Annotated in this window: 23 protein-coding genes and 1 other annotated feature; of the genes, 2 read left to right on the plus strand and 21 right to left on the minus strand. The window is 35.6% G+C overall.

Annotated features, from left to right (window positions below; translation table 11 throughout):
• The first annotated feature begins 30 nt into the window (after positions 1 to 30).
• Positions 31 to 630, plus strand: coding sequence for a lytic transglycosylase domain-containing protein (locus BN1066_RS19120; RefSeq protein ID WP_077321316.1), 600 nt, complete (start codon positions 31 to 33; stop codon positions 628 to 630).
• Positions 631 to 844: 214 nt separating this feature from the next.
• On the opposite strand, the gene BN1066_RS19125 is transcribed toward BN1066_RS19120, so the two are convergent.
• Complete coding sequence (locus BN1066_RS19125; RefSeq protein ID WP_179104438.1) at positions 845 to 1,927, minus strand: M42 family metallopeptidase; 1,083 nt, start codon at positions 1,925 to 1,927, stop codon at positions 845 to 847.
• Positions 1,928 to 2,353: 426 nt separating this feature from the next.
• Entirely contained in the window at positions 2,354 to 2,788 is a 435-nt protein-coding gene (gene dut, locus BN1066_RS19130) for a dUTP diphosphatase (protein WP_077321317.1), read from the minus strand.
• A gap of 219 nt (positions 2,789 to 3,007) precedes the next feature.
• On the opposite strand from dut, the gene BN1066_RS19135 reads away from it, so the two are divergent.
• On the plus strand, positions 3,008 to 3,388 hold the full coding sequence (locus BN1066_RS19135; RefSeq protein WP_077321318.1) for a sigma-w pathway protein ysdB: 381 nt from the start codon (positions 3,008 to 3,010) through the stop codon (positions 3,386 to 3,388).
• A 1,007-nt stretch (positions 3,389 to 4,395) separates the two neighbouring features.
• Here the strand turns inward: BN1066_RS19135 and BN1066_RS19140 are convergent.
• From BN1066_RS19140 to BN1066_RS19230, 19 genes are all read right to left on the minus strand, one after another.
• On the minus strand, positions 4,396 to 4,980 hold the full coding sequence (locus BN1066_RS19140; RefSeq protein WP_077321319.1) for a TVP38/TMEM64 family protein: 585 nt from the start codon (positions 4,978 to 4,980) through the stop codon (positions 4,396 to 4,398).
• A 386-nt stretch (positions 4,981 to 5,366) separates the two neighbouring features.
• A complete protein-coding gene (locus tag BN1066_RS19145) occupies positions 5,367 to 5,642 on the minus strand; it encodes a DUF1294 domain-containing protein (protein ID WP_077321320.1) in 276 nt (91 codons plus the stop codon).
• A 177-nt stretch (positions 5,643 to 5,819) separates the two neighbouring features.
• Positions 5,820 to 6,176 (minus strand): 50S ribosomal protein L20, encoded by a 357-nt coding sequence (gene rplT / locus BN1066_RS19150; RefSeq protein WP_077321321.1) that lies wholly within the window; start codon positions 6,174 to 6,176, stop codon positions 5,820 to 5,822.
• 62 nt (positions 6,177 to 6,238) lie between these two features.
• Positions 6,239 to 6,436: a 50S ribosomal protein L35 gene (gene rpmI, locus BN1066_RS19155; protein ID WP_077321322.1), complete on the minus strand. Its 198-nt coding sequence runs from the start codon at positions 6,434 to 6,436 to the stop codon at positions 6,239 to 6,241.
• Positions 6,437 to 6,495: 59 nt separating this feature from the next.
• A complete protein-coding gene (gene infC / locus BN1066_RS19160) occupies positions 6,496 to 7,002 on the minus strand; it encodes a translation initiation factor IF-3 (RefSeq protein ID WP_143695935.1) in 507 nt (168 codons plus the stop codon).
• Positions 7,003 to 7,077: 75 nt separating this feature from the next.
• Positions 7,078 to 7,203: a sequence feature (ribosomal protein L20 leader region), on the minus strand.
• A gap of 730 nt (positions 7,204 to 7,933) precedes the next feature.
• On the minus strand, positions 7,934 to 9,883 hold the full coding sequence (gene thrS, locus BN1066_RS19165; RefSeq protein WP_077321324.1) for a threonine--tRNA ligase: 1,950 nt from the start codon (positions 9,881 to 9,883) through the stop codon (positions 7,934 to 7,936).
• A gap of 339 nt (positions 9,884 to 10,222) precedes the next feature.
• Positions 10,223 to 11,071: a sporulation protein YtxC gene (gene ytxC, locus BN1066_RS19170; RefSeq protein WP_245799858.1), complete on the minus strand. Its 849-nt coding sequence runs from the start codon at positions 11,069 to 11,071 to the stop codon at positions 10,223 to 10,225.
• A 419-nt stretch (positions 11,072 to 11,490) separates the two neighbouring features.
• The gene (dnaI, locus tag BN1066_RS19175; RefSeq protein WP_077321326.1) at positions 11,491 to 12,417 is read right to left on the minus strand and encodes a primosomal protein DnaI; all 927 of its coding nucleotides are present in this window, start codon (positions 12,415 to 12,417) and stop codon (positions 11,491 to 11,493) included.
• A gap of 23 nt (positions 12,418 to 12,440) precedes the next feature.
• A complete protein-coding gene (locus BN1066_RS19180; protein ID WP_077321327.1) occupies positions 12,441 to 13,787 on the minus strand; it encodes a replication initiation and membrane attachment family protein in 1,347 nt (448 codons plus the stop codon).
• 7 nt (positions 13,788 to 13,794) lie between these two features.
• Positions 13,795 to 14,277: a transcriptional regulator NrdR gene (gene nrdR / locus BN1066_RS19185; RefSeq protein ID WP_077321328.1), complete on the minus strand. Its 483-nt coding sequence runs from the start codon at positions 14,275 to 14,277 to the stop codon at positions 13,795 to 13,797.
• 27 nt (positions 14,278 to 14,304) lie between these two features.
• Complete coding sequence (locus tag BN1066_RS19190; RefSeq protein WP_077321329.1) at positions 14,305 to 14,697, minus strand: cytosolic protein; 393 nt, start codon at positions 14,695 to 14,697, stop codon at positions 14,305 to 14,307.
• A gap of 418 nt (positions 14,698 to 15,115) precedes the next feature.
• The gene (gene speD / locus BN1066_RS19195; protein ID WP_077321330.1) at positions 15,116 to 15,493 is read right to left on the minus strand and encodes an adenosylmethionine decarboxylase; all 378 of its coding nucleotides are present in this window, start codon (positions 15,491 to 15,493) and stop codon (positions 15,116 to 15,118) included.
• A gap of 186 nt (positions 15,494 to 15,679) precedes the next feature.
• Positions 15,680 to 16,711: a glyceraldehyde-3-phosphate dehydrogenase gene (locus tag BN1066_RS19200; RefSeq protein ID WP_077321331.1), complete on the minus strand. Its 1,032-nt coding sequence runs from the start codon at positions 16,709 to 16,711 to the stop codon at positions 15,680 to 15,682.
• A 481-nt stretch (positions 16,712 to 17,192) separates the two neighbouring features.
• Entirely contained in the window at positions 17,193 to 17,795 is a 603-nt protein-coding gene (gene coaE / locus BN1066_RS19205) for a dephospho-CoA kinase (RefSeq protein WP_077321556.1), read from the minus strand.
• A 7-nt stretch (positions 17,796 to 17,802) separates the two neighbouring features.
• Complete coding sequence (gene mutM, locus BN1066_RS19210) at positions 17,803 to 18,636, minus strand: DNA-formamidopyrimidine glycosylase (RefSeq protein WP_077321332.1); 834 nt, start codon at positions 18,634 to 18,636, stop codon at positions 17,803 to 17,805.
• Between the two features lie 12 nt (positions 18,637 to 18,648).
• A complete protein-coding gene (gene polA / locus BN1066_RS19215; RefSeq protein WP_077321333.1) occupies positions 18,649 to 21,288 on the minus strand; it encodes a DNA polymerase I in 2,640 nt (879 codons plus the stop codon).
• A 306-nt stretch (positions 21,289 to 21,594) separates the two neighbouring features.
• On the minus strand, positions 21,595 to 22,983 hold the full coding sequence (gene pnpS / locus BN1066_RS19220) for a two-component system histidine kinase PnpS (RefSeq protein WP_077321334.1): 1,389 nt from the start codon (positions 22,981 to 22,983) through the stop codon (positions 21,595 to 21,597).
• A complete protein-coding gene (locus BN1066_RS19225; protein WP_077321335.1) occupies positions 22,983 to 23,675 on the minus strand; it encodes a response regulator transcription factor in 693 nt (230 codons plus the stop codon). Before BN1066_RS19225 ends, pnpS begins: the two co-directional genes overlap by 1 nt.
• Positions 23,676 to 23,862: 187 nt before the next feature.
• Positions 23,863 to 24,339, minus strand: coding sequence for a MaoC family dehydratase (locus BN1066_RS19230; protein ID WP_077321336.1), 477 nt, complete (start codon positions 24,337 to 24,339; stop codon positions 23,863 to 23,865).
• Positions 24,340 to 24,507: the final 168 nt, after the last annotated feature.

The raw sequence follows: 24,507 nt of genomic DNA on the forward strand, positions 1-24,507 counted from the left end.
AGGAGATAAGATAGGAAGGAGGATGCTGATATGGAGATTAGAAATTTGCAGCAAATGATGCAATACGAAGCAATGTCTGTGCTTTCATCTGGTTCGAGCGGATTTTCCAGTCACTCTCCAATGATCGATCTCGCATTCCGACAGTTGCTCCAAGAGCAAATAAACAAAGCAAATGAACTACAGGCATATTCACCATTAACTCCACAAAAGCATACATATACACCTGTTCGTTCAATAGCTGCAACTGAATCAGACAGTAACATTGATTCCTTAATCCGTAATGCTGCAGTAAAATATCAAATCGACGAAAAATTAATACGTTCTGTCATCCAAGCAGAATCTAACTTCAATCCATATGCTAAGAGCAGCGCTGGTGCTCAAGGATTGATGCAATTGATGCCTGCAACTGCCAGAGCCTTAGGTGTCTCTAATCCATTGGACCCTGCGCAAAATATCAATGGTGGTGTTAGTTACTTAAGTCAAATGATTCGTCGTTACAACGGAAATACGGAGCTTGCTTTAGCTGCCTATAATGCAGGTCCAGGAAATGTCGATAAATATCAAGGTGTTCCACCGTTTAGAGAAACGCAAAATTATGTTAAAAAAGTAATGACCAATTATTTAGCGTAAATGAGTGAAAATTTTATTCACTCATTTTCTTTTTTATCCTCTAGGAAATTATATCCGCATCTATATGGCGGATAACTTTTTTGAAAAGTGGCATCATCTAGCATATGTGCTCAAGCTGGTGCAATTTCGATCTGCTTCTACGATGAGTCAACATCGGCTCGAATCTAAAAGAAGAGGCTTATGTCCAATTATAAGCCTCTTCTTATTTCATCCACTAGTCAAATTTAATTGAATCTACAGTATCCTGATCCAATTTTTTAATTGTCTCGACAATCAATTTCACAGCATTATCAAAATCATCACGATGCAATATTCCAGCATGTGTGTGAATGTAGCGTGTTGCGATCGTAATGGATAAAGAAGGAACACCATTTGCAGTAAGATGGATGGAGCCTGAATCTGTTCCGCCACCCGCCATTGTTGCATATTGGAATGGAATCTCATTTTCTTCTGCTGTTTTAACCACTAGATCACGCAGACCTTTATGAGAAACCATAGAAGCATCATAAAGTACAATTTGCGGACCCTTTCCTATTTTGCTGTCAGCTTCATGTTCAGAAATTCCAGGAGTATCACCAGCGATACCAACATCAACAGCAAATCCAATATCCGGTTTGATCGTATGAGCTGCCGTTTTAGCACCTCGAAGTCCCACTTCTTCCTGAACTGTGCCGACTCCATAAACGATATTTGGATGCTCACTGTCTTGTAACTGTTTTAATACTTCAATAGCGATCGCACACCCAATTCGGTTGTCCCATGCTTTTGCCAATAACATCTTTTCATTTTTTAAGGGTGTAAATTCAAAATAAGGGACGACAGAATCTCCTGGTTTTACCCCAAATGACTTAGCTTCTTCTTTGCTTGAAGCACCAATATCAATAAACATATCTTTAATCTGGACTGGTTTTTTCCGAGCTTCTGGAGATAGAATATGTGGTGGCTTTGAACCAATAACGCCTGTTACATCTCCCTTGCTTCCCATAATTGTCACACGTTGTGCAAGCATCACCTGGCTCCACCAGCCGCCAGTTGTTTGAAAATAGATAAAACCATTTTCATCAATTTTTGTTACCATAAAGCCGATTTCATCTAAATGACCGGCTACCATTATCTTCGGGCCGTGCATACCGGTCTTTTTTGCAATTAGGCTGCCTAAATTATCGTAAACCACTTCGTCTGCATAAGGTGTGATGTATTTCTTCATGACATTTCGTGGCTCTTTTTCATTACCTGGAATACCTTTTGCATCTGTTAACTCTTTGAACATTTTTAACGTATCATCTATCTTTCCCAAATGTGGTCACCTCTTATCTTTTCTCTATTCCATATTATACCGCTAATTTTTAAGGTTTCAAAACAGTAAGTTGAGTCGCCCAGTTTTATAAGATATGTTTCCCTACATAAAGACAATTATTAATAAATAGAGAGTTTCTGCGCATCTTCAATTCTAAACTCTACTATATTTCACCACAGTCTATGGTAAATAGTTGGTTCATATTCATCCTCCAACTTATCCCTGCAAATTCACTTTTACTTTCACAATATGCTGTACTGTACTCTATTGGTTTAAATCCACCTTTTCACATGCTCTATAGTTTATACATAATGCAATTGATTTTACTATGCTTGGATTGAATCTCTTTAATTACGACGCCCCTTTAATTTTCTACTGCAAAATTCTAAAGGATGTTAATTGTTTCCATCTGAACATACTTACTTATTATTTTCCAGATGAACCAAACCCGCCTTTATCTCTTTTAGTATTGGACAAAACTTCTGTTTGTTCAAGATTAACTGGTAATACTGGAGCTATGATCATCTGAGCAATTCTCATATGTTTTTCTACCTTGAAATCCTTCTTTCCATGATTAATTAAAATGATCTTAATTTCGCCTCTGTAACCCTCATCAATGGTTCCCGGGCTATTTAACACCGTAATTGAATGCTTTAAAGCTAAACCGCTTCTCGGTCTTATCTGTGCCTCTGTTCCCTTGGGTAATTCGATTTGTATTCCTGTTCTTACTAATTCAGCTTCCCCTGTGTGGATAATCTTCTCTTCAATAGAAAATAAATCCATCCCAGCATCACCCTCATTGGCACGATACGGTAATTTTGCCTCATCATGTATCAAATTAACTTTCAAGTTATATTCCATTCAATATCCCCCATTTTTAGTAAATTTTTGTGCTGCTTCATTATGTATGAAAAACTATTTAATCCTTTCATAACTGTCTGTCGGTTTTTGCAATTATGACCTATCATTACTTCTTTTTTATGATTGTAACATGAAGATTGAAAAAAAGTGAAACCTTCGAATACGCTATTACGTATTATATACGTATTATTGGAGAATAACTAGCAGGGAGACGGTAGTATGATAGTTATTTTGTTTCGCATACTAATTGTTATTGCTTTAGCACTACTTGTATATACTTGGATTCAATATTATCGTAATCCTCTACGAAAGCTAAGGATCGCTAAAGCAGAAGGTGATTTTTACTTTTTAGACGATCCAAATAATAGTAAAAAAAATGTTCTGTTTGTTTATAAGGGGTGCTTATTTGAAGGGGAAAAGTATGTCGGAACAACGGAGGATTCATTTGAAGTTGTTGATATACAAGTAACAGTAAAGGATCCTTTGGAATTAAGTGGTCTTAGAAGAGATGACTTATATTTTCTTGAAGAGGAAATTTTAATTCGCTATCCCTTTGCAAAAATTGAATGGAAACACCCTATAAATAAGTTATTGATTTAGCTGTTTTAAAAATTTTCACTCGGAAGTAGCGCAAAATATCGCTATTTTTGTTTTTTAAAATTGCCAGTAGATCAACTGTAAAAAGTATTAGTGTTCAATGGTTGTAAGTTGCTATTATCGTATAATTACATTTATATTTTTAATAATGGCAAGAACGATGAAACTCGCTTCCCCTTCTTGGCAGTTTTGATAAAAGGGTATGATTAAGAGTAAAACGGTTCTGTATTAATTTTTAATATTGTTATAAAAGGTTGTTCAAAAGTCCTTCAAAAATGACACATCGAATTTCTTCGCACATGAGAGCGGATAAAATATTTGCGTTGAAGTTCATTTGACCGTAGTTAAAAATTTTTACGTTCTAAGTATAAGTACAACTAAGTTATCTTCTACGCTTCGCTTGTCGCACCCAAGTTTTCTTTATTGGCTTGTTTCTCTGTTCTTGGAAGTTAAAAAACTTTCCTGCATGTGTAGTATCTCGAAGAAGTTTACTAATAATCATGTATCTACTACATACACTCAAGCTACTCGATGCGACGCTGCCAATACACAGGGCGCGCTAGTATCGGTATTACCACAGGCATCGAAAGCTTCTTGCATCGCGATTTTTCAAGGACAGGAAAAGCTACGACAGTGAGACAACATGTTTTTTTAAGGACAGAGTATGCTTCGGTAGCAGCACATCTATTTTTTTAAGACATTACGATTTTTACCGAACTCAATTCTTTTCAACTCCTCTTTGAACACGCACTATAAGAATTAAGATAACAAATGTAAGCTATATATACCTTCTTTACCATGAGATTCGTTTTTCATTTTAAAGAAACGTTACTTAACAGTGAATATTTTTAAACAATAAAGAAGCTTTGAATACATTTAACTGAACGGAATCACAGATATTTTTTATGTTAAAAAAAATTAAACGAATGCCAAATTCGACATCCGTTGTTCATTTAAGAATGATAATATCTTGTCCCCTTGTCTTTGTATTATAAAAGTATAGTGTACCCTTATACCCTCTCTTCTGACCGTATATGGAAAAATTCCTGCCATTTAATATGTACTTCTTTCCTGCGTAACATATACACGCAGGGAAAAAGCAACAAGAAGAACAGACTAAGGTGCAAAGGAGTTAAATTCGTGATCCATTGGCCAATAGAAGTATAAATAAAAGCTAGTGGAATATTAGAAAAGAAGGAAGATTTTGTATAATCTTTAAGCCCTGCAGATATTTCTAACAAACATAGTGATAATAAATGGAAATGAATAAATGGAATTAAGCGAAGCAGTGCTATTTGTGATGTTGTTAATGACTTTTGTTTGCCAATAATCCTTTCTTTCAATTTTTGAAACCGATTCATTGACTTTGGCATTTTATGAACAAAAAAATAAAAAAAAATGCTAGATAATGTAATGCCAATAAGCGAATAAACAGTTCCAGCAATAGTCCCGAATAGGATACCACCTGATATACAGATAAACATAACAGGGAGAAAAAATAACGGTCGTATTAAATGAAAACTAATAAATAATAATGGAGCAAACAATCCCCCGGCTTCAATAAAAGTGATGATTTGATTTCCGAAAACTTCCATAACCCGCCTCCTTATGCTAGTTCTCTGCAGCGAATATATTGGACGCGCATTATTACATGTATATGACAGGAGACGAGCCTTTATGACAAGAATATAGGTTAATTGGATAGTGCAACTTCATTCTTTGTTTTTAATCCATGGAGAAAGTAGATCAAAGGCTAAGTTCGCTATCTCCTTGAAAAACCGCGATGTATTTCTGCTGAAGCTTCTCTGTCCTTGAAAAATTACAATGCTTATGCAAGAAGCTTTCCTTGTCCTGTCGACCTAAATCATCAAACATATAGAAGTCATTGCTTTTCGCTTTTACTTTATTTTGTTACTACTCGTCTTGAGAGGTTCACATATCCCTTACATGTTTGGGAACTTTATTTACTTATACTTATTGGTTACTGTACAAAAAAATACCAAGTAATAATACCAATTTGAACAATTAATAATACAGGTGCTCCTATGTTAAAAGTGATGTGCTTTGTTTTATGATGAAAAACCTTCATTCCGAGCCAAACCCCGAGAACCCCACCAACTACTGCCAGAAGCCAAAATGTCCGTTCAGGTATTCGATACTGCTGTTTTTTAGCTTTTTGTTTATCGATTCCCATCAATAAAAAGGTAATACTATTTACACCAATTAAATATGGTAAAAGACTATTCCAAATTTCCATCTATTATTAGGTCCTTTCCATTGATATAAAATTAGAATTGTAATACTTCCATTCATGAAGTCCTCCTTAGCAGAAGACTTCATGATTTTCAAATTATTTCAAGCAATAAATTATGATAAAAGAGAAAAAAGGCTATGTCCTGCTTCAACGCAAGCATTTAGCCTTTTTTAATTATTTCTATTTTAATGCTTCTTTTGCTTTTGTTACTAGTTGTGTAAAAGCCTTTTCATCATGAATAGCCAGATCAGATAGCATTTTGCGGTTAATATCAATTCCCGCTACTTTTAAACCGTGCATTAACTTACTATATGACATATCGTTTAAACGAGCTGCTGCATTAATACGAGAAATCCACAGTTTACGAAAATCACGTTTTTTCTGTTTGCGGTCACGATATGCATATTGACCTGATTTCATAACTTGTTGCTTTGCAGTTTTAAATAACGTTCTCTTTGAACCATAATAACCTTTTGCTAATTTAAGCACGCGTTTACGACGTTTACGCGTTACTGTTCCACCTTTTACTCGTGGCATATTAATTCCCTCCTAATACAAATCAAAAAGTAGTCTGTGCTTCCAAATGCTTTTAGGATAACTTATTTATAAGGAAGCATTGTTTTAATTCTTCTGTAATCTCCAGCTGATACTGTAGTAGTTTTACGCAGTTTACGTTTTTGTTTTTGTGATTTATGTGCAAACAAGTGGCTCGTATAAGCATGCCCGCGTTTTAATTTCCCGGTACCTGTTTTTTTAAAGCGTTTTTGTGAGCCTTTATGAGTTTTCATTTTTGGCATAATTGATTTCCTCCTTATTACAAATGCCTAAGTCATTATGCTGATGTTGCTGCCGTTAATCATTGTTTTTCATTTAAAGGTGCAAGCATCATAAACATATTACGACCTTCCATTTTCGGTTTTGTTTCAACGGTCGCAATATCTTTTACTTCTTCAGCAAATCGATCCAGAACTTCTCGTCCTAATTCTTTGTGAGTAATCGCACGTCCACGAAAGCGGACTGCAGCTTTTACTTTATCACCTTTTTGTAAAAATTTCCGTGCATTTTTTAATTTTGTTTCAAAATCATGATCGCCAATTCCAGGGGTAAACCGCACTTCTTTCACATTAATAACTTTTTGTTTTTTCCGTGCTTCTTTTTCTTTCTTCTGTTGTTCAAACCGGTATTTTCCATAATCCATTATCCGGCATACTGGGGGCTTGGCATTTGGTGCAACAAGGACCAGATCAAGATTTCTTTTTTGGGCAATTTCTAAAGCCTCTTGACGAGATTTCACGCCAAGTTGATCTCCATTGGCGTCAATTAATCGTACTTCCCGGGCACGAATTTTCTCATTAACATTCATGTCTTTGCTAATTATCATCCACCTCCAAAATTTTTCCATGCGTGATCATTTTTGACAAGTTATTATTTCATTCGCATCATTAAAAAAGCGTGGGCATCAGGACGCACCCACACTTCTCCAATTGTCTATTTCAATCGTTAGAACCAGTCAACTACCAGATGGCGTCGAGCAGGTGAGAAGCGGGTGCTTCTACTTGTCTCAGATCATTTAATTATCAACTACATAAGAATAGCATATGTATCGGATAATGTCAAAAAAAGAATCAATAAAGATAAAAAGAAATACAGTGCCACTTCATTTGGCGAAGTTTTTCAATTCATCTCTCACCCTTATATATAATATTCAAAAGTCTTTCTTCATCTTCTAATCTTGGTTACATCAAGTACTTTTGGACATGAAAACCATATGAATAGACATGAGACTGTTTATTTGCCTAACGGACAGCTTCATTAGGAGAAACTCTTTCATAGTAGCTTTACAATCATATTATTCCACAAGTATATATCAGCCGTATTTCCACTTGCTATCGGTTTTCCTAAATCCACGCATACCGCCTCCCTCTCTATTCTATTTCGCTACTTTTTTTGTAAATCCCTGATTACTGCAAAACATTCTATAGATTTCCATAAAGTGAAACTTCCATACGTTGGGGTTGTCTTTCATCTGTCATGGATTGAAAAGTAAAACAAAGGCTAAACCGCAGGCATCCTTGAAAAAGAGAAACTATTTTTTCTACGTGTCACACTTCCCAAGATCGACGTCTTACAGGTCCAACGAATCGGAAATATAGCTGCCGTTGTCCCCCACTTAGACTTCTTTGGTATTTACAATTGGGGATCTTACGTCACCTTACATTCGGGATAAAAAAACAGCTTCTTGTTGATCAACGAAGCTGTTTTTTTGATTTAATTCTTTTTTTCATATGTCCGTTTTATTTCGAAGCTTTATTTAACACTTTATTGTCGATTTCCTGTTTAATCATAGCGGCAAATGCATCAAGAGAAATCGTTTCTGTTTCCTTCTCTCCATAACGGCGAATATTCACTGCTTGGTCGTTCATTTCATGATCACCAAGGACTAATGCAAAAGGTATTTTTTGTGTTTGTGCTTCGCGGATTTTATAGCCGATCTTTTCATCCCGTTCATCTACCGAAACTCTTATGCCTTCCAGCCTTAACTTTTCTGCAACCTGTTTCGCATAATCAAGATGAGCTTTTGGCGAAACAGGGATTACTCTGACTTGTTCTGGTGCAAGCCAAGTCGGAAATGCTCCTTTATATTCTTCAATTAAGAATGCTACAAAACGCTCCATTGTAGAAACCACACCACGGTGAATAACGACTGGACGATGAGGTTGTCCATCTTCGCCAATGTAGGTTAAGTCAAAACGTTCTGGAAGATGGAAATCAAGTTGAACTGTGGACAATGTTTCATCTTTTCCAAGTGCTGTTTTCACTTGTACATCAAGCTTCGGTCCATAAAACGCTGCTTCACCTTCAGCTTCCACATAATCCACCTTTAAATCTTCCATTGTTTCTTTTAACATCGCTTGTGCTTTTTCCCACATGGCATCATTATCCACATACTTTTCTTTATCCTCAGGATCACGATACGAAAGTCGGAAATAATAATCCGTAATACCGAAATCTTCATACACCTTTTGTACCAATTCTACAACTCGGATAAACTCATCCTTTAATTGATCAGGACGTGCAAAAATATGCGCATCATTTAAAGTCATTGCCCGTACGCGCTGCAGGCCAGCAAGTGCGCCAGACATTTCATAACGATGCATCATTCCCAATTCAGCAATACGGACAGGCAGATTACGATAACTATACAACTGATTTTTATAAATCATCATATGATGTGGGCAATTCATCGGACGAAGAACAAGTTCTTCATTATCCATTTTCATTTCAGGAAACATATCTTCTTTATAATGATCCCAATGACCACTTGTTTTATACAACTCGACACTACCTAATACGGGTGTATATACATGGTCGTAACCAAGTCGTTCTTCTAAATCAACAATGTAGCGCTCAATGATCCGACGAATGGTTGCACCTTTAGGCAGCCATAATGGCAATCCTTGCCCCACTTTTTGTGACACTGTAAAAATACCTAACTCTTTTCCAAGTTTACGATGATCTCGTTCCTTTCGTTCTTCGAGGATCTTTAAATACGCTTCAACTTCGCTTTGCTTTTGAAATGCTGTCCCGTAAATTCGTTGTAACTGTTTATTATTGCTGTCCCCTCGCCAGTAAGCTCCGGAAATACTTAACAACTTAAAGGCTTTAATCTTATTCGTTGAAGGAACATGAACCCCCCGACACAAGTCAAAAAACTCACCCTGCTTGTAAATAGTGACTTGTTCACCTTCAGGAATAGCATCAATCAACTCTAGTTTTAGTTGATCATCTTGGAACATTTTTTTGGCTTCTTCTCGTGACACTTCGACCCGCTCAATTTCTAGAGCTTCATCTACAATCCGCTTCATTTCCTTTTCAATTTTAGCAAGATCCTCTGGTGTGACAGAATGTTCCATATCAAAATCATAATAGAATCCTTCCTCAATAACTGGACCTACGCCAAAGTTGACGTCTTTATAAAGCCTTTTTATTGCCTGTGCCATTAGGTGGGCGGTCGAATGACGCATTATTTCAATACCTTCATCATCTTTATAAGTAATAATCTCGATACGACCACCATGATCTAATTCTCTTCTTAGATCAAATAGCTTGTCGTCCAATTTAATAGCTAATGCCTGCTTTTTCAATCCCGAAGAAATAGAAGCTGCAATCTCTTCTCCGGTAGTTCCTGTAGGAAATGCTTTTTCCGCACCATCTGGAAAAATAAATGTTAATTGTTCAGTCACTGCTCTCACTCCTTCTTCAATTAAAAAACGCTCGTTCCTCTGCTAAAAAGCAAAGGGACGAGCGTTGTTAGTAACGTCGTGGTTCCACCCTAATTCCCGTAAAAATATACGGCTTCATGCATCTTTAACGCAGATGATACGCTGCTATATACTTTCCTTCCATAGCAGGGCTCCAAGGTGGTAAATCATTATTGTATGTGGAAGCTTCCAGCCAAAGACTCCCTTCTCTTGCCATACATCTCATAATGATTCATGTCCTTTTCCTAACCTGTAATTCACATATATATATAGTATAATCTGTATTATAGCGCTCGTTCCATGAAAAAGCAAGACTTAGAATTACCCTTTCTTTGTAAAATAAACAAATGGAAACTGATGGAGCGGTTCAAAGATAACTCTTTCTTGAAAAACATTAATAACGGTTAATGTTTTTGGATCAGACGGATCATCCCCGTATATATAAATCTTTTTGGGCGCCATTGCTATTAATGGTGATAAATTTAATTCACTCTCGTCTAACCCAACAAGATACAGTGGCTCTTTTTGCATTAAAGTACGCAGTTCCGTATTCGAAAATGGTTTACCATTCTCTTTAAAAAAGGAAAATGTATCTCCCTGCAAAAGATAAACCGCGGATACAGAAGGTTCTCGCCGTGCAATATATCCCCTGAGCATATTGATAAATTCCTGATGTTCTTCTTCTCGTTTATATTCGTCAATAGCAAGTCCAACATAATGAATAATGTAGTCTCTAAACACTTTCAAACGAAATTTAACTAGCGAATCATAGTGAATGGTGACAGTATCCTTTATGTTAGCGATAAACAAGGATTCAAGCAATTGATAGGGATCTTCTTTTTTATGAACGAGCAGATCATTCTTATCCCTACCTGCCATCACCCAATTCGTTAATTCAAGAATTTTCTCCTTTTCATCTGCATCCGTATAGTAATAAAAATCTTCAATTACGGATGTAATTAGCTTACTTAAACGATGTGTCATATAAACATCTGTCAACGATTTAGCAATTGCTCCAGTAAGTACTTGACCAGGTATATGTTCTTCAAATTGTAAAAGATTCCCCCATTCTTTATGAGTTTTCCAGTGCAAATTAATGTGTTTGTTATGCTGTCGCATCCTTTCACAGAACCGAATAACTTCTTTATCTGACTCAATAAATAATTCCACCAATAAACATCACCCTCATCCAACCAAACTGTTACATTATATGGACAAAGAGTTAAAATAATGAGTAATCCATAAAAACTAGTAAATTACAATGAAAGTAGAATTTTTTATAAAAAACATGATTCAAAATGCTAGAGTGATTTTCCAAAAAAACTAGCAGATAGAGTCAGAGGATTGACATCTGCTAGTTACAACTAAAAGGTATGATTGGGTAATCTATTTTATACTATAATGCTATCTAACCAACCAAAAGGATATTAAAACCGTACGAGAAACGTCTTTTTTTAGGATATGTGTCATCTACTCAGAAAATCAATTGTCTTCGATAATTCATTTACCAGATACTTAGATGCAATCCTGCACAAGTCTGTCATTAAACCATCCCTTTTACTAGAGCTGGTTTGTATATAAGTAAAAAATTACGTACGCCGATTCTCGGAAAATACAGGAATTGGCTGACTAACTTGTTTGATACGTTCAATCACTCGTCCAGCTTTTACTTTTTCAACACCGGTTTTTGTAAGCGCCAAATGTGATTCTAATTCCTCCATACTGTAATTGGAGGTAAAAAAGACTGGTAAACCTTCCATCATACGAAATTGCAACAGAGATCCTAAAATTTCATCCCGAAACCATGATGACTGCATTTCTGCACCAATATCATCGAGCATTAATACATCTGCCTTTTTAAAATAGTCCAGCTTTGTATTTAACGAATCGTCTTTCATGGAAGCTTTCATCTCTCGTACAAATTCAGGCATATAAATAAGTGATGAGGAGATATACATTTCCTTTAACTTATTTGCCAATGCGCCTAGAAAATATGTTTTTCCAACGCCAAACGGGCCATATAAATATAGTCCCTTTTGTGGTATATTTTGCTTACAACCTTCAATGAATTTCAAAATTTCCCGTACTGCTTTACTCCGCTTTGGATCAGCATCAATATAATCAATCTTAGCTTCTAATATTTGTTTTGGCATATATAAACTTTGAACTAACCGCTGCTGTTCTAACTGCTTTTCATAATCAATGCGTTGAAAGCACTTTTTATAAGATAAACGGATTTCTTTCCCTTCAACATGTAAAACTGGTGAATAGCCCGGGATCATATTCATGCATTTATCTAAGCTCGTGCATTTATCGCATTGCTTTACTTGCGATTTAAATTCATATAATTTGATTATATTTTTATCAATTTCTTTTTTGGTCAGTTGTGGATGTTTAGCCAAAAAAGCTTTAATCTCCGGATCATTCAGGATTTCCTGTTTGATTTTCGTATAATGTTCCTGAAAGTTTTTATTTTCTCTCATCCACTTTTGCAATGTCGATCGTACCGGTTTCATATCCATCATCCTTGAAATTGCTATTATTTATCATTACTAGAATACTGCTTTAAGAGCGCTGCTATTTCTTTTTGCTCTTGTACTTCATCCACCTGTTCTTCATATGTAGCTACTGCTTCTTGTTTTTGCCGTTGCTTCTGTTCTTTGAACCAGTCTGGTATTACCTCTTTTGATTGTCTGCTACTATAGTTATTTCTAGTATTCTTTGCTTTTTGATTATTTTTTACTTCTTGTTTAGCAAAGTCCATTGCTTCTTTTGCTGTTTTTAAATTCGCTCTTGACCAATGACTTGCAATTTTTGAAAGATAGTTTTTAGTTAGCTTCATATTTGTTTGCAATAAAACATAGTGAATTAATACATTCATAACCGGGGTTGGCAGTCCTTGAGATGTCATAACCTCACCCACTAAGCGTAAGTCTTGTTCCGAAGCTTGATGACCGCCTGATAAATCTTCCAGTAGCTGTTTTGGAGAAATCGTTTCAAAATGTTGAATAAGCTTTTCTTCTTTTGTTTTTGGCGTTTTCTGTTCCGTAGATGTTGGGCTAACTTTTTCTGTCTTATCAATCAGTCGAACATGACTTCCTTTATATTTGGATTGAAATAAATCATAGCAAGCTGCTTTAAACTCTTCTATATTTAAGCTATTATCTTCTGTTAACGCCCAAATAACTGCTTTCTCTACTTCGTATGTAGCTAAATCATATAAAAACATCATCTGGGAAATCAGTTTACGGTTATAGCCCGTTAGCACTTTTTTCTCTGGGATCATGCGCTGTTTTAAACTTTGCTCGATTGGTGCAAAATCTATACCTTTTATATCAGGCGTTCGATCCAATGATTGCTCTTTTACATTCGGTTGAAAATCAGAAGTAATTGTTTCAAACACATCCTGAAAGGAAGCAGTTATATTTATACCGTATTTCTCATCTGCCACTGGTAAAAAATGTTGCTTTAATCGATCATATTTATCAGGACCAATATGATGATATAAAAGCTGAGATAACATTGGATCTTGAAAAAATCGTTCCGGCGAATAGACAGGCAGTAATACATAAGTAAAAACCCGGTTTGCTTCGTTATCCATTTGATAAGTTTTAAGCAAACCTATTCCTTCGAGTTTTAGTCTGGCAGTATATATCTCGTCTAAAGGAAGATTCAAATAATTCATAAGCGTATGATGAGTTTGAGGAGTTGGTTTATCACCCAGGATGTCTCGTTCATGCAGTAATGTTTGATATAGGATGGTCGCATTTAAACCAATTAATGGTTGGTACAGATGCGTTAACGACTTTGCATAATCCATTGGTAACGATTCCTGGACTACTACAAAATAGCCTTCGACAGGTAATATCTTGCCGATCCTATTCATGTTGAATCTATTCCTTTCCATCTGATTCATTCTTTTTATCACTATCAATGATCTCTTTTAATTCATCGAGAAAAACATTGATATCTTTAAATTGACGATAAACAGAAGCAAACCTTACGTAGGCAACTTCATCAACTTCTGACAGACGATCCATCACCCGTTCGCCTACCTCTTTACTATTCACTTCTGAAATTCCTTCATTTCGCAGATCCTTCTCTACATTTAAAGCTATTTCTTCAATGGTTTCTAATGGAACCGGACGCTTTTCACAAGCCTTTATTAATCCACGTATTAACTTGTCACGACTAAATTCCTGTCTCGCTCCATCTTTTTTTACAACGATTAAAGGAACAGCTTCAATCCGCTCAAAAGTCGTAAATCGAAAGCCACAATGCTCACATTCTCTGCGTCTGCGAATTGCTTGTCCTTCTTCAATTGGTCTCGAGTCCAATACTTTTGTACTTTTGTTATGGCAATTTGAACATCTCATCGTTCTGCCCACTCCTCATTTTTACCGTTACCTAGCTTGTTTCGTAATTAATGGTAATACATGATTAATTTCTTTGTAAAGCCGTTGAATAATTTTTGTGCTATAACCAAAATCAAACGGAAGTGCAGTCTCTGTTGTAACCGAAAAGTCCACTGCAGTTTGAAAAGGTCTCACCATAATGATCGTTACGATGATAAACGCTTGTCTTCTTTTTTTAACTTTTACACTTATTTCTCCATGCTCTTCAGAAATGGAATGTAATTCGTATGTTTCTGATCGACCAAGAATCCCCTCAATTGCACGCATTGCTTTTTCTTTTGTTGTTTTATAATAATGGGTACGTAACGTTGAATCCCAATGATTATCCTGAGTTTCAGCATGATTATTAAGATATTTGGAAATCATATTGCGAAATTCCATTTTTTGCCACCTCGGTGCAAGTTTATTCCTGTGTATAGTATTCCTATTTTAACATGTTTTACAGAAAACCTCTATGATTCTATCTTTATTGAAATCTTAGCTGACAACAAGACTTTGATGCAGATAGCTAGACGAATAAAGTGAAACTTCATTCAGTAGGAGTTTTCTTCCATCTCCTACTGAATGTTAGTTGAACGAATCGGGCATTTAGGTGCCGTTTTCCCCCACTTAGCTCCTTTTGTATGAACTCAGGGATCTTGAAGTGGGAGTTTTACGGCACCTTACATGCGGGATAAAGCTACTATCAAAAAATATCTACTATGTAAAAATAAATATAATTGTCCTAGATAATAAAAAGACAACATGGGCTGACAGACGTATTCGCCTACCAACCCATGTTTATTTTATGTGCTTACAATTATAAATTTTGAAATTGTTTAATCCTAAGAACTCCTACTCCCCGCGGTATTTCTAGCTTTTCAACACGGTTCGCCTCAAGCATGGTAATAATATATTGTACAGCTTTATGGGGATCGATTATATTTCCGCATGTATAAACATCTATGCTGGCATAACCATGCTCAGGAAAGCTATGCACAGTTAGATGGGATTCTGAAATAATCACAACACCACTTATACCAATAGGCGCGAATTTATGAAAGGTTACTTCACGAATTTCTGCACCTGATTTTAGGGCAGCTTCCACAAAAATCTGCTCTAGTATATCGATATTATTTAATTTGTTTACATTACATTGCCAAAGTTCAGCAATGACATGTCTTCCCATTGTATCCATTTTTTTCACCCTTATGGCATATTAATTACTGCCTTTATCCTGTCAATGGAGGGAAGTTTATTGATCAGCTTACCCCTTAAAACAGAAAAATAATTTAAACAATGATACAACGAAAAGTATAAACTGTCTGACCGTCATTTGCAATTCATTTCGTTTGGCAATGTTCTAAAATATTCTCTTTTCATTCTAGCTAATTTGAACATGCTTTTGGTGCATATAATGTCCGACATATTTTGCTAGATCCATAACTCGTGCGGAATAGCCCCATTCATTATCATACCAGGCAAGCACTTTCAATTTATGATCTTCCATTACGATCGTTGACAATCCGTCAATAATTGCTGAATAATCCGTCGTCGTGTAATCGATGGATACTAAAGGTGCATCGCTATAATAAACAATCCCCTTGTACTCAGCTTCAGCAGCCTTCATAAAGATATCATTTACTTGTTTGGCAGTAACCGTTTCTTCCACATCTACTACAAGGTCAACAAGGGAGACATTGGGTGTTGGAACACGTAAAGCCATCCCATGCAGTTTTCCATTTAGGTGTGGTAACACTTCACCTAACGCCTTTGCTGCTCCTGTTGAAGTAGGAATGATAGATTGAGTACAGCTTCTAGCTCGTCTTAAATCTTTATGTGGATTATCAATATTTTTTTGATCGTTTGTAAAAGCATGTACGGTCGTCATAAGACCATTCTTAACTGTAAAATGTTCATCAATAATTTTTACTATCGGAGCAAGGCAATTGGTTGTACATGAAGCGTTAGAAATAACTTGGTGCTTATCGGGGTCATAAGATTGTTCATTGACACTCATAACAATGGTGCAGTCTACTTCTTTACCTGGCGCTGTAATAATTACCTTTTTTGCTCCAGCACGAATATGTGCTCCTGCACTCTCCTTTGTTTTGAACTTACCAGTTGCTTCGATAACTACATCAATTTCTAGTTCTTCCCAAGGCAACTGTTCAGGAAGTCGAGAATTAACGAGCTTTACTTTTTTATTATCAACCATAATTCCATGATGAAGCGGTTTCACTTCTTTATTAAAAATACCATGTACACTATCATATTTAATTAAGTGGGCTAATGTTTCAGCAGGATAACTAGCATTAATAGCTACTATATCCAATTGCTCATCATCAATAGCCTGCCGAAACACCATTCTTCCAATTCGCCCAAAACCATTTATTGCAACCCGAGTTTTCCTCATTTGTCTTCCTCCCACTATGAGTTATACTTTTTCTGCTTATTTACTAATTAGTATAACATATTAACGATTGTGTGTGACCCTTATTTTAAGTTTTACTTTATGTTTCAGTTTTCTAACTATTAAAACTTTCCTGTTGTTACTTGAAAATGACAATAGACCTTGAGTTTACTCTCCCCTCTATACCGTTCCTCATTAGACTACTAATTCAAGCAAGAAAACTAGTAAAACGAAAAACCAATGTTGCCTTATCATAGGAAGAAGAACAAAGTTGCTACAGCTTGTGTGCATGAGCTACGATGCTACTTTTCAAAAAGTTATCCGAAGCAATAAAAAAGCGGCCCCGCTTATTTAAGGACCGCTTACTCTTGTTAAACTATGCTATATGTCTTATCCTATCTACAGAAGTTAAGACATTGCTTCACTAAATTATCCTTATGCGATTAGTCTCCTTAGATTCATAGATCTTATGTTGGATATGGAACTACGTAATAACACCCCAGGACTTTAATATTTTTTCCAATTGCTTATAGGTTTTATATTTAGAGCCATTATTATCGATTACAGCATCTGCCTTTTTCGCTTTTTCTTTCACTGGTATTTGTGCTTGTATACGTTGAATGGCTTCTTGTTCGGTATACTCATTTCGCTCCATTAATCTTTGAAGCTGCACATCCTCATCTGCATAAACAACAATCGTCTTATCGACGAGATGTGTTAGATTATTTTCATACAAAAGCGGAATATCTAAAACGACACATGGTGCTTTAGCCTGGAGATAAGCATCTCTTTTTTCGATCATTTTTTCTCTCACTGCAGGATGAACAATTTTATTTAATTGATCTCGTTTCGCTTCATCAGCGAATACTATTTCACCAAGCATTTGTCGATTTAATGTTTTATCTGCTCGCAAAATTTGCTGGCCGAATTGATCAACGATTTGTTTGTAAGCTAACTCGCCTGGTTTAACTACTTCCCTTGCGACCTTATCGGCATCAATTACAGGAATATTAAAATCGTCAAACATAAGTGAGACGGTACTTTTTCCCGTTGCGATACTTCCAGTTAAACCGATAATCATGGACATCATCATCTCACCTCTTTAGCGGTTGGCAATTGGTACAAACATGTGTACCGCGCCCACCGACTTTCATTTTAGCGATTGGACTTCCACACATCTTACAGTTTTTTTCTTCTTGACCGTACACATACAATTCCTGTTGAAACATCCCCATCTCGCCTTGACCGTTCACATAAGAGCGAATGGTTGTTCCTCCTTGTAATACAGCTTGTTCCATTGTTGCAATGGCCTGTTTACGAATTCCTTTTATTTCTTTATGTGTTAATTTATTTGCCTGTCTTAACGGATGAATACCTGATCGAAATAGTGTTTCATCTACATAAATATTACCTAAACCAGCAACAACTGTTTGATCTAACAAAGCCGATTTAATAACACGCTGTGTCTTTTTTAATTTTTTTATAAAATAATCGTCTGTAAACTCCGAATCGAATGGGTCAGGACCTAATAAGCATAATGGTTTATGCTCCATTTCCTCTCCTTTATAAAACAAATGCATCGTACCAAATTTCCGCACATCATTATAGCGTAATTCTTCACCATTGGTTAGCTTAAATATAACATGTGTATGCTTTTTAACTGGTTCTTCTTTTGGAGTTACGCTGTATTTTCCTTCCATACGTAAATGGGATACAAGTACATAGTCATTTAGCTGAAATAATAAAAATTTACCTTTACGTTCAATATCTAAAATGGTTTGACCACTTATTTCTGATTTAAATTGCTCCACATCATCTGGTCTTTTAATAATTTTTGGCCAGTAAACCTCTACTTGCTCAATCGTCTTATTCATTACAAACTGCTTTAACGTATTTCGAATTGTTTCTACTTCTGGTAATTCCGGCATCTCCCTAGCTCCTTACTTTGCATCAAACCAGCTGTCACCATAGGCATAATCTACCTTTAAAGGTACATTGAGATTAACCGCATTTTCCATAACAGCTGGTACTATTTCAATTAATTTGTCGATTTCTGACTTCGGTGCCTCCATGATTAATTCATCATGTACTTGCAAAAGCATTCTAGCTTTTAGCTTTACTTCTTTTAACTTATGATCTAAATCAATCATCGCTTTTTTAATAATGTCTGCAGCACTTCCCTGTATTGGCGTGTTCATTGCAGTTCGCTCTGCAAAACTTCTTTTATTAAAATTCCTGCTTGTAATGTCTGGTAAATATCTTCTTCGCTTCATCAACGTGCTGACATATCCTTTATGTTTTGCTTCTTGAACGATCTCTTCCATGTACGCTTTGACACCAGGATAACTTGCAAAATAGCGATCAATAAACTGCTTTGCTTCTTTTCTGGTAATTCCTAAATTTTGTGACAGACCGTAATCGCTAATCCCGTATACAATTCCAAAGTTTACTGCTTTAGCTTGTCTTCGCATATTTGAAGTAACTGCTTCTTTATCGACATGAAAAACATCCATCGCTGTCTGGGTATGAATATCCAAATCATGTTGAAATGCGCTGATTAATTTTTCATCATTGGCAATATGTGCTAACACCCGCAGCTCAATTTGCGAATAATCGGCAGCAAACATGAGCCATCCCTCTTGTTCAGGGATAAAAGCTTGACGGATTTTCCTACCTTCTTCTAAACGGATAGGGATATTTTGCAAATTAGGATCGATCGAGCTTAAACGCCCGGTTTGTGTTAAAGCTTGATTAAAGCGGGTATGAATTTTGCCAGTGTCCTTATTGACAACCTTTAATAACCCTTCAATATATGTCGATTGCAATTTTCCTAGCTGGCGATATAGTAATAGCTTTGGAATAATTTTATGCTCATCCTGTAACTGCTCTAAGACATCAGCAGCCGTTGAATAGCCTGTTTTCGTTTTCTTTATAACAGGAAGACCTAATTTATCAAAGAGGATCGTGCCTAATTGCTTAGGTGAGTTTAAGTTAAATTCTTCACCAGCTAATTCGTGTACTTCTTGTTCCAGTTCAGCTAACCGTTCTTTTAAATCTATTCGCATTTCTTCTAAGCGACTTTCATCAACACGGACACCTGTATGCTCCATTTCCCCAAGAATTAAAGCTAGCGGCATTTCCAGCTCCGTAAAGAGTTCATATTGTTCATTTTCCTGCAACTGATTTTCCATTTTCTCTTTTAAATTATATAAAGTCATTGCTTTTCTAACGACATGATCAGCAAGAACTGACTGTTCTGGGACGTGCTGCTTTGCCCCTTTTCCATACACTTCTTCATCAAATAGACAATCTGTACGCCCCATCCGATGCCCAATTGCAGGTATATCATGATTATTTTCAGAAGGATTCAATAAGTAAGAAGCAAGCAACATATCAAAGATAATGCCTTTAATATGAATATCATTTCGTAATAGCGATACGAGTGTTTTCTTGGCATCAAAAACGATTTTTTGTTGATCTTCAGCCTCTAGCCAATTTTTAAATATGTTTGATTCTAAGGCTACTTCTGTTGGTATAAAGTAAGCATGATTAGAATTAACAATGGAGAAGCCCTCAATTGATGCTTGGTGATAATTTTCTTCTATCATTTCTACAATTAAAGCTTCTTCACCAGTAAATAAATCGTCGTTTATCTCTTTAAGTACTGTAAAATCAATTGCAGATTGCTCATTAACTGTAGTGGTATCCTCATCTTCTTTCCCTTCGATTCGATGTAACAAAGACTTAAAGCCCAGCTCCCTAAAAATCGAACTTACCTCGCTTTGCTGATAACCATCATACTTAACATCATCAGGTTGAATCGTAATAGGAGTATCACGCTTAATCGTTACAAGCTGTTTACTCATAAACGCCTCATCTTTGTGGTTTGCTAACTTTTCTTTTAATTTTTTTCCACTAACTTGATCCAGATTTTCATAGACCTTTTCTAATGAGTGAAATTGCTTTAAGAGCTTAATAGCCGTTTTTTCACCAACCCCAGGTACACCAGGAATATTATCCGAGCTATCACCCATCAATGCCTTTAAATCAATGATTTGTTTTTCGCTGATTTCCATTTTCCCTTTTAAATAATCTGGAGTGTATCGTTCCACCTCACTTATACCTTTTTTCGTTAAAGTTACAGTTACCTTGTCTGATACTAATTGGAGTAAATCTTTATCTCCAGAAATAACCGTCACATCCCAGCCATCTTCTTCTACTTGTTTGGATAATGTTCCAATAATATCATCCGCTTCATAGTTATCCAGTTCATAGTGGGCAATCTGAAATGCATCTAATACTTCTTTTAGCAATGGAAACTGTTCTGATAGTTCCGGTGGCGTTTTTTGCCTTCCACCTTTATATTCTTTATACGTTTCATGCCTGAATGTTGTTTTGCCGGCATCAAAAGCAACAAGCATATGTGTTGGTTTTTCTTCCTCCATCATTCTTAATAACATCGTCGTAAATCCATATACAGCATTTGTATAAATGCCTTTATCGTTATTTAAAAGCGGCAGTGCAAAAAATGCCCGATAAATTATACTATTTCCATCAATTAAAACCAGTTTATTGCCCATGATTTCGCCTCCGATAATTTCATCATTAAGCATATTTTATCATTCTAGCTACATAAAGTGAAACAACAGTGTTGGTACGAAGACTGAAAACCTTACGAATATTGCTGTAACCACGTGCAGCTTCGTCAAAGTGATTGACTATTAGAAAATATTGCAAATAAAAAATAGCATAGCACCTGTTAGTACCACTTGCTTAAGTGACTAACCGCTGATTCCTATAAGCTATTTGCTAGTCACTGAATAAATAAACTTGGTACTATTACTTTCAAACGGATAGCTCTCCAAAAAAATAAAAAACATCCCTGCTCAGGAATGTTTTTTATTTTTTTTATTTATCGGTAAACATACCGTTATTGCGGTTCCCTTATTTACTTCACTTTCAATATTAATCTCACCATCATGAACTTCCACAATATGTTTAACGATAGCTAAACCTAGCCCCGTTCCTCCTGTATTCCGGCTTCTCGCTTTATCTACTCGATAAAACCGTTCAAATATGCGTGGGATAGCATCCTTTTCAATACCTATTCCAGTATCCTCTACTTGTATACATACATAATCATTAACTTCATTGATTTTTAAAGAAATACTTCCATTTTCTGGAGTGTAATTTACAGCATTATCAATTAAATTAATAATAATTTGTTTTACTTTTTCTTTATCTGCTGTTAATTGCAGATCCGTTTCGATTTGTTTATTAAATGTGAGCTGTTTATTCTGCACCCTTTGTTCTATAATCGGCATTACTTCTTGAACAATCTCATTTACTGAAAAGGTGGTAAGGACAAGTTGAAGGTTTTCCTTTTCTAACCGGGATAAAATCAATAAATCCTCAATTAATAGTTGCAATCGATGGCTTTCTTTATAGATAATCTCCAAAAACTCTTTATTTTTTTCCAGATCCTTCATTGGATCGTCTAACAACGTTTCAGCAAATCCTTTAATCGAAGTAATTGGAGTTTTTAGCTCATGGGAAACATTAGCTACAAAGTCTTTCCGCATTAATTCCAATTTTTTCAACTCTGTAATATCATAAAGTACGAGTACAGCACCTTTTAGTAAGTTTCGATCATCAAATATAGGTGCTCCTACTATCTCAATATAATATTTATCGAGACCCTTATAATGAGTAAATTCTTCTTTTATATTGCGTTCATAAAGGAAGGTTAGCTGTACTGTTTCATGAATGACCTCATTATGGAGAACATCATAATAAAGATGTCCTTGAACCTCATTCGGTGTTTGATCAAACATAGCTAAAAATTTGCGATTAGCAAAGTGAATATATCCTTTAGCATCGATTAGAACAAGGCCGCTCTCCGTATTTTCAACAATGGTTGATAATTGCTCTGATTTCATTTGTTCTTGTATGGTCAGTTCATTTAAATTACGAGCAAGCGCATTAATTTTTGTACTTAATTGACCAATACTATTGTTTGCTGGATGATGAAATCTTGCACGATAATTACCTTTTACAATTTCATCAATTGTTTTTGTTGCTTTTTTTACCGGTTTAATGAATGTTTCGTATAAGTGCAACAAAAATAATACTAAAATGATAAATTGAATAATTAATACTGCGGCAATTACTAAATATTCACCTACTAATATACTTAATAATATATCGGTTAAAGACACTACAAGCAGAATTCCTATAGTGTAACCGAATATTGGTTTTTCAAACAAAAATCGCATTAACTAGGGTCCTCCAATTTATACCCCAGACCTCGAACTGTTTTAATATAAACAGGTTTTTTGGAATCTGGTTCAATTTTATCGCGTAAATGAGAAATGTGCACATCTACAATACGTGTATCACCAACAAAATCATAGTCCCAAACTCCACTAAGCAGTTGATCTCTAGAAATGACCTTCCCTTTATTTTTTGCTAAATAATAAAGTAATTCAAACTCTTTCCTTGTAAATGTAATCACTTTTCCATTCATTTCCGCTTCATATCTTTCAGGAAATACGGTTATGTTGCCAACCTGAATATACGAAAAATTTGACTTTTCTACTCGCTTAGACCGTCGTAAGATTGCCTTTATTCTAGCGATAACCTCTTTTGGACTAAACGGTTTCGTTAAATAATCATCGGCTCCAAGTTCCAACCCAAGCACTTTATCAAATTCCTCATCCTTAGCTGTAAGCATGAGAATTGGTGTATTTATTTGATTATTACGTAAATACCTACAAACATCCATGCCGTCCATTTCAGGGAGCATCAGATCTAAAACAATCAAATCATAACTGTTGCTCTCTGCTTTTTGCACAGCTTGAGAACCATCATAAGCTACATCGGTAATAAAACCTGCCTTTTCAATATTGAACTTCAGTAAAGTTACAATTGACTTCTCGTCATCTACAATTAAAATTTTCTCGTTCATATCCAGTCCCCGTTTCTAATCACTAGTAGTTAATAGGTTCCACCTCCATCTTACAATGAATCGCATTGAAAGTGAATACGATAAGAGTTTGTAAATTTATTTTTACACAAGATCAATGGTTTGGGATGGTAAAATATAGTATATTCCATATATATGAGTAAATAAACAATCACATACATAAATTGAATTAAAAAAAGTTTTCTAAAGATTGTGCAGTCAATGTATTTGGTCGACTCGCAGGAATAACATAAAGCTTTCCAGTAATCACCTCATCTCCTTTTTCATCTTTACCGGTAACATTCATCGCAATACGCTGATTTGCTTCATCAATTGCAATGACCTCTAATGTAAAATAAACTTTTGTATTGTGGTACACTGGTTTTGTGAAAATGATCTCATGGTGTGTAATATGACTACCGGGACCAGGCAAATGCATCGATACGAGGGAGGAAACCATTCCAAACAGCATGACGGCTGGTACGATTGGTCTTTTATATGGGGTTAATGAAGCATAATCATGCTGAAGGTATAAAGGATTAGCATCATTCGTTAAACCTAAATATAATAATAGATCTCGATCCACCACTTTTTTCGTTTCACTATAGTTATCACCAATCTGAATATCTTTCAATTCTTTACCTAAAGGTCTTCTCTTTCCTATCATTCTGAGCCCTCCCCATTAATGTAAACGCTTTCTATTATATCAAAAATTCACATTATTGCCAATGGTAAAACAAAACTGAGTCTGTCAAGTATTTACAGGAGCAACTCTCATCTTTTTCATTTTCTGTTATACAGCGCCTCATTTGAAAAAAGCTTTTTAAGATAAAAA

Origin of the sequence: Virgibacillus proomii (assembly GCF_900162615.1) — a bacterium.
Classification (GTDB): domain Bacteria; phylum Bacillota; class Bacilli; order Bacillales; family Amphibacillaceae; genus Virgibacillus; species Virgibacillus proomii.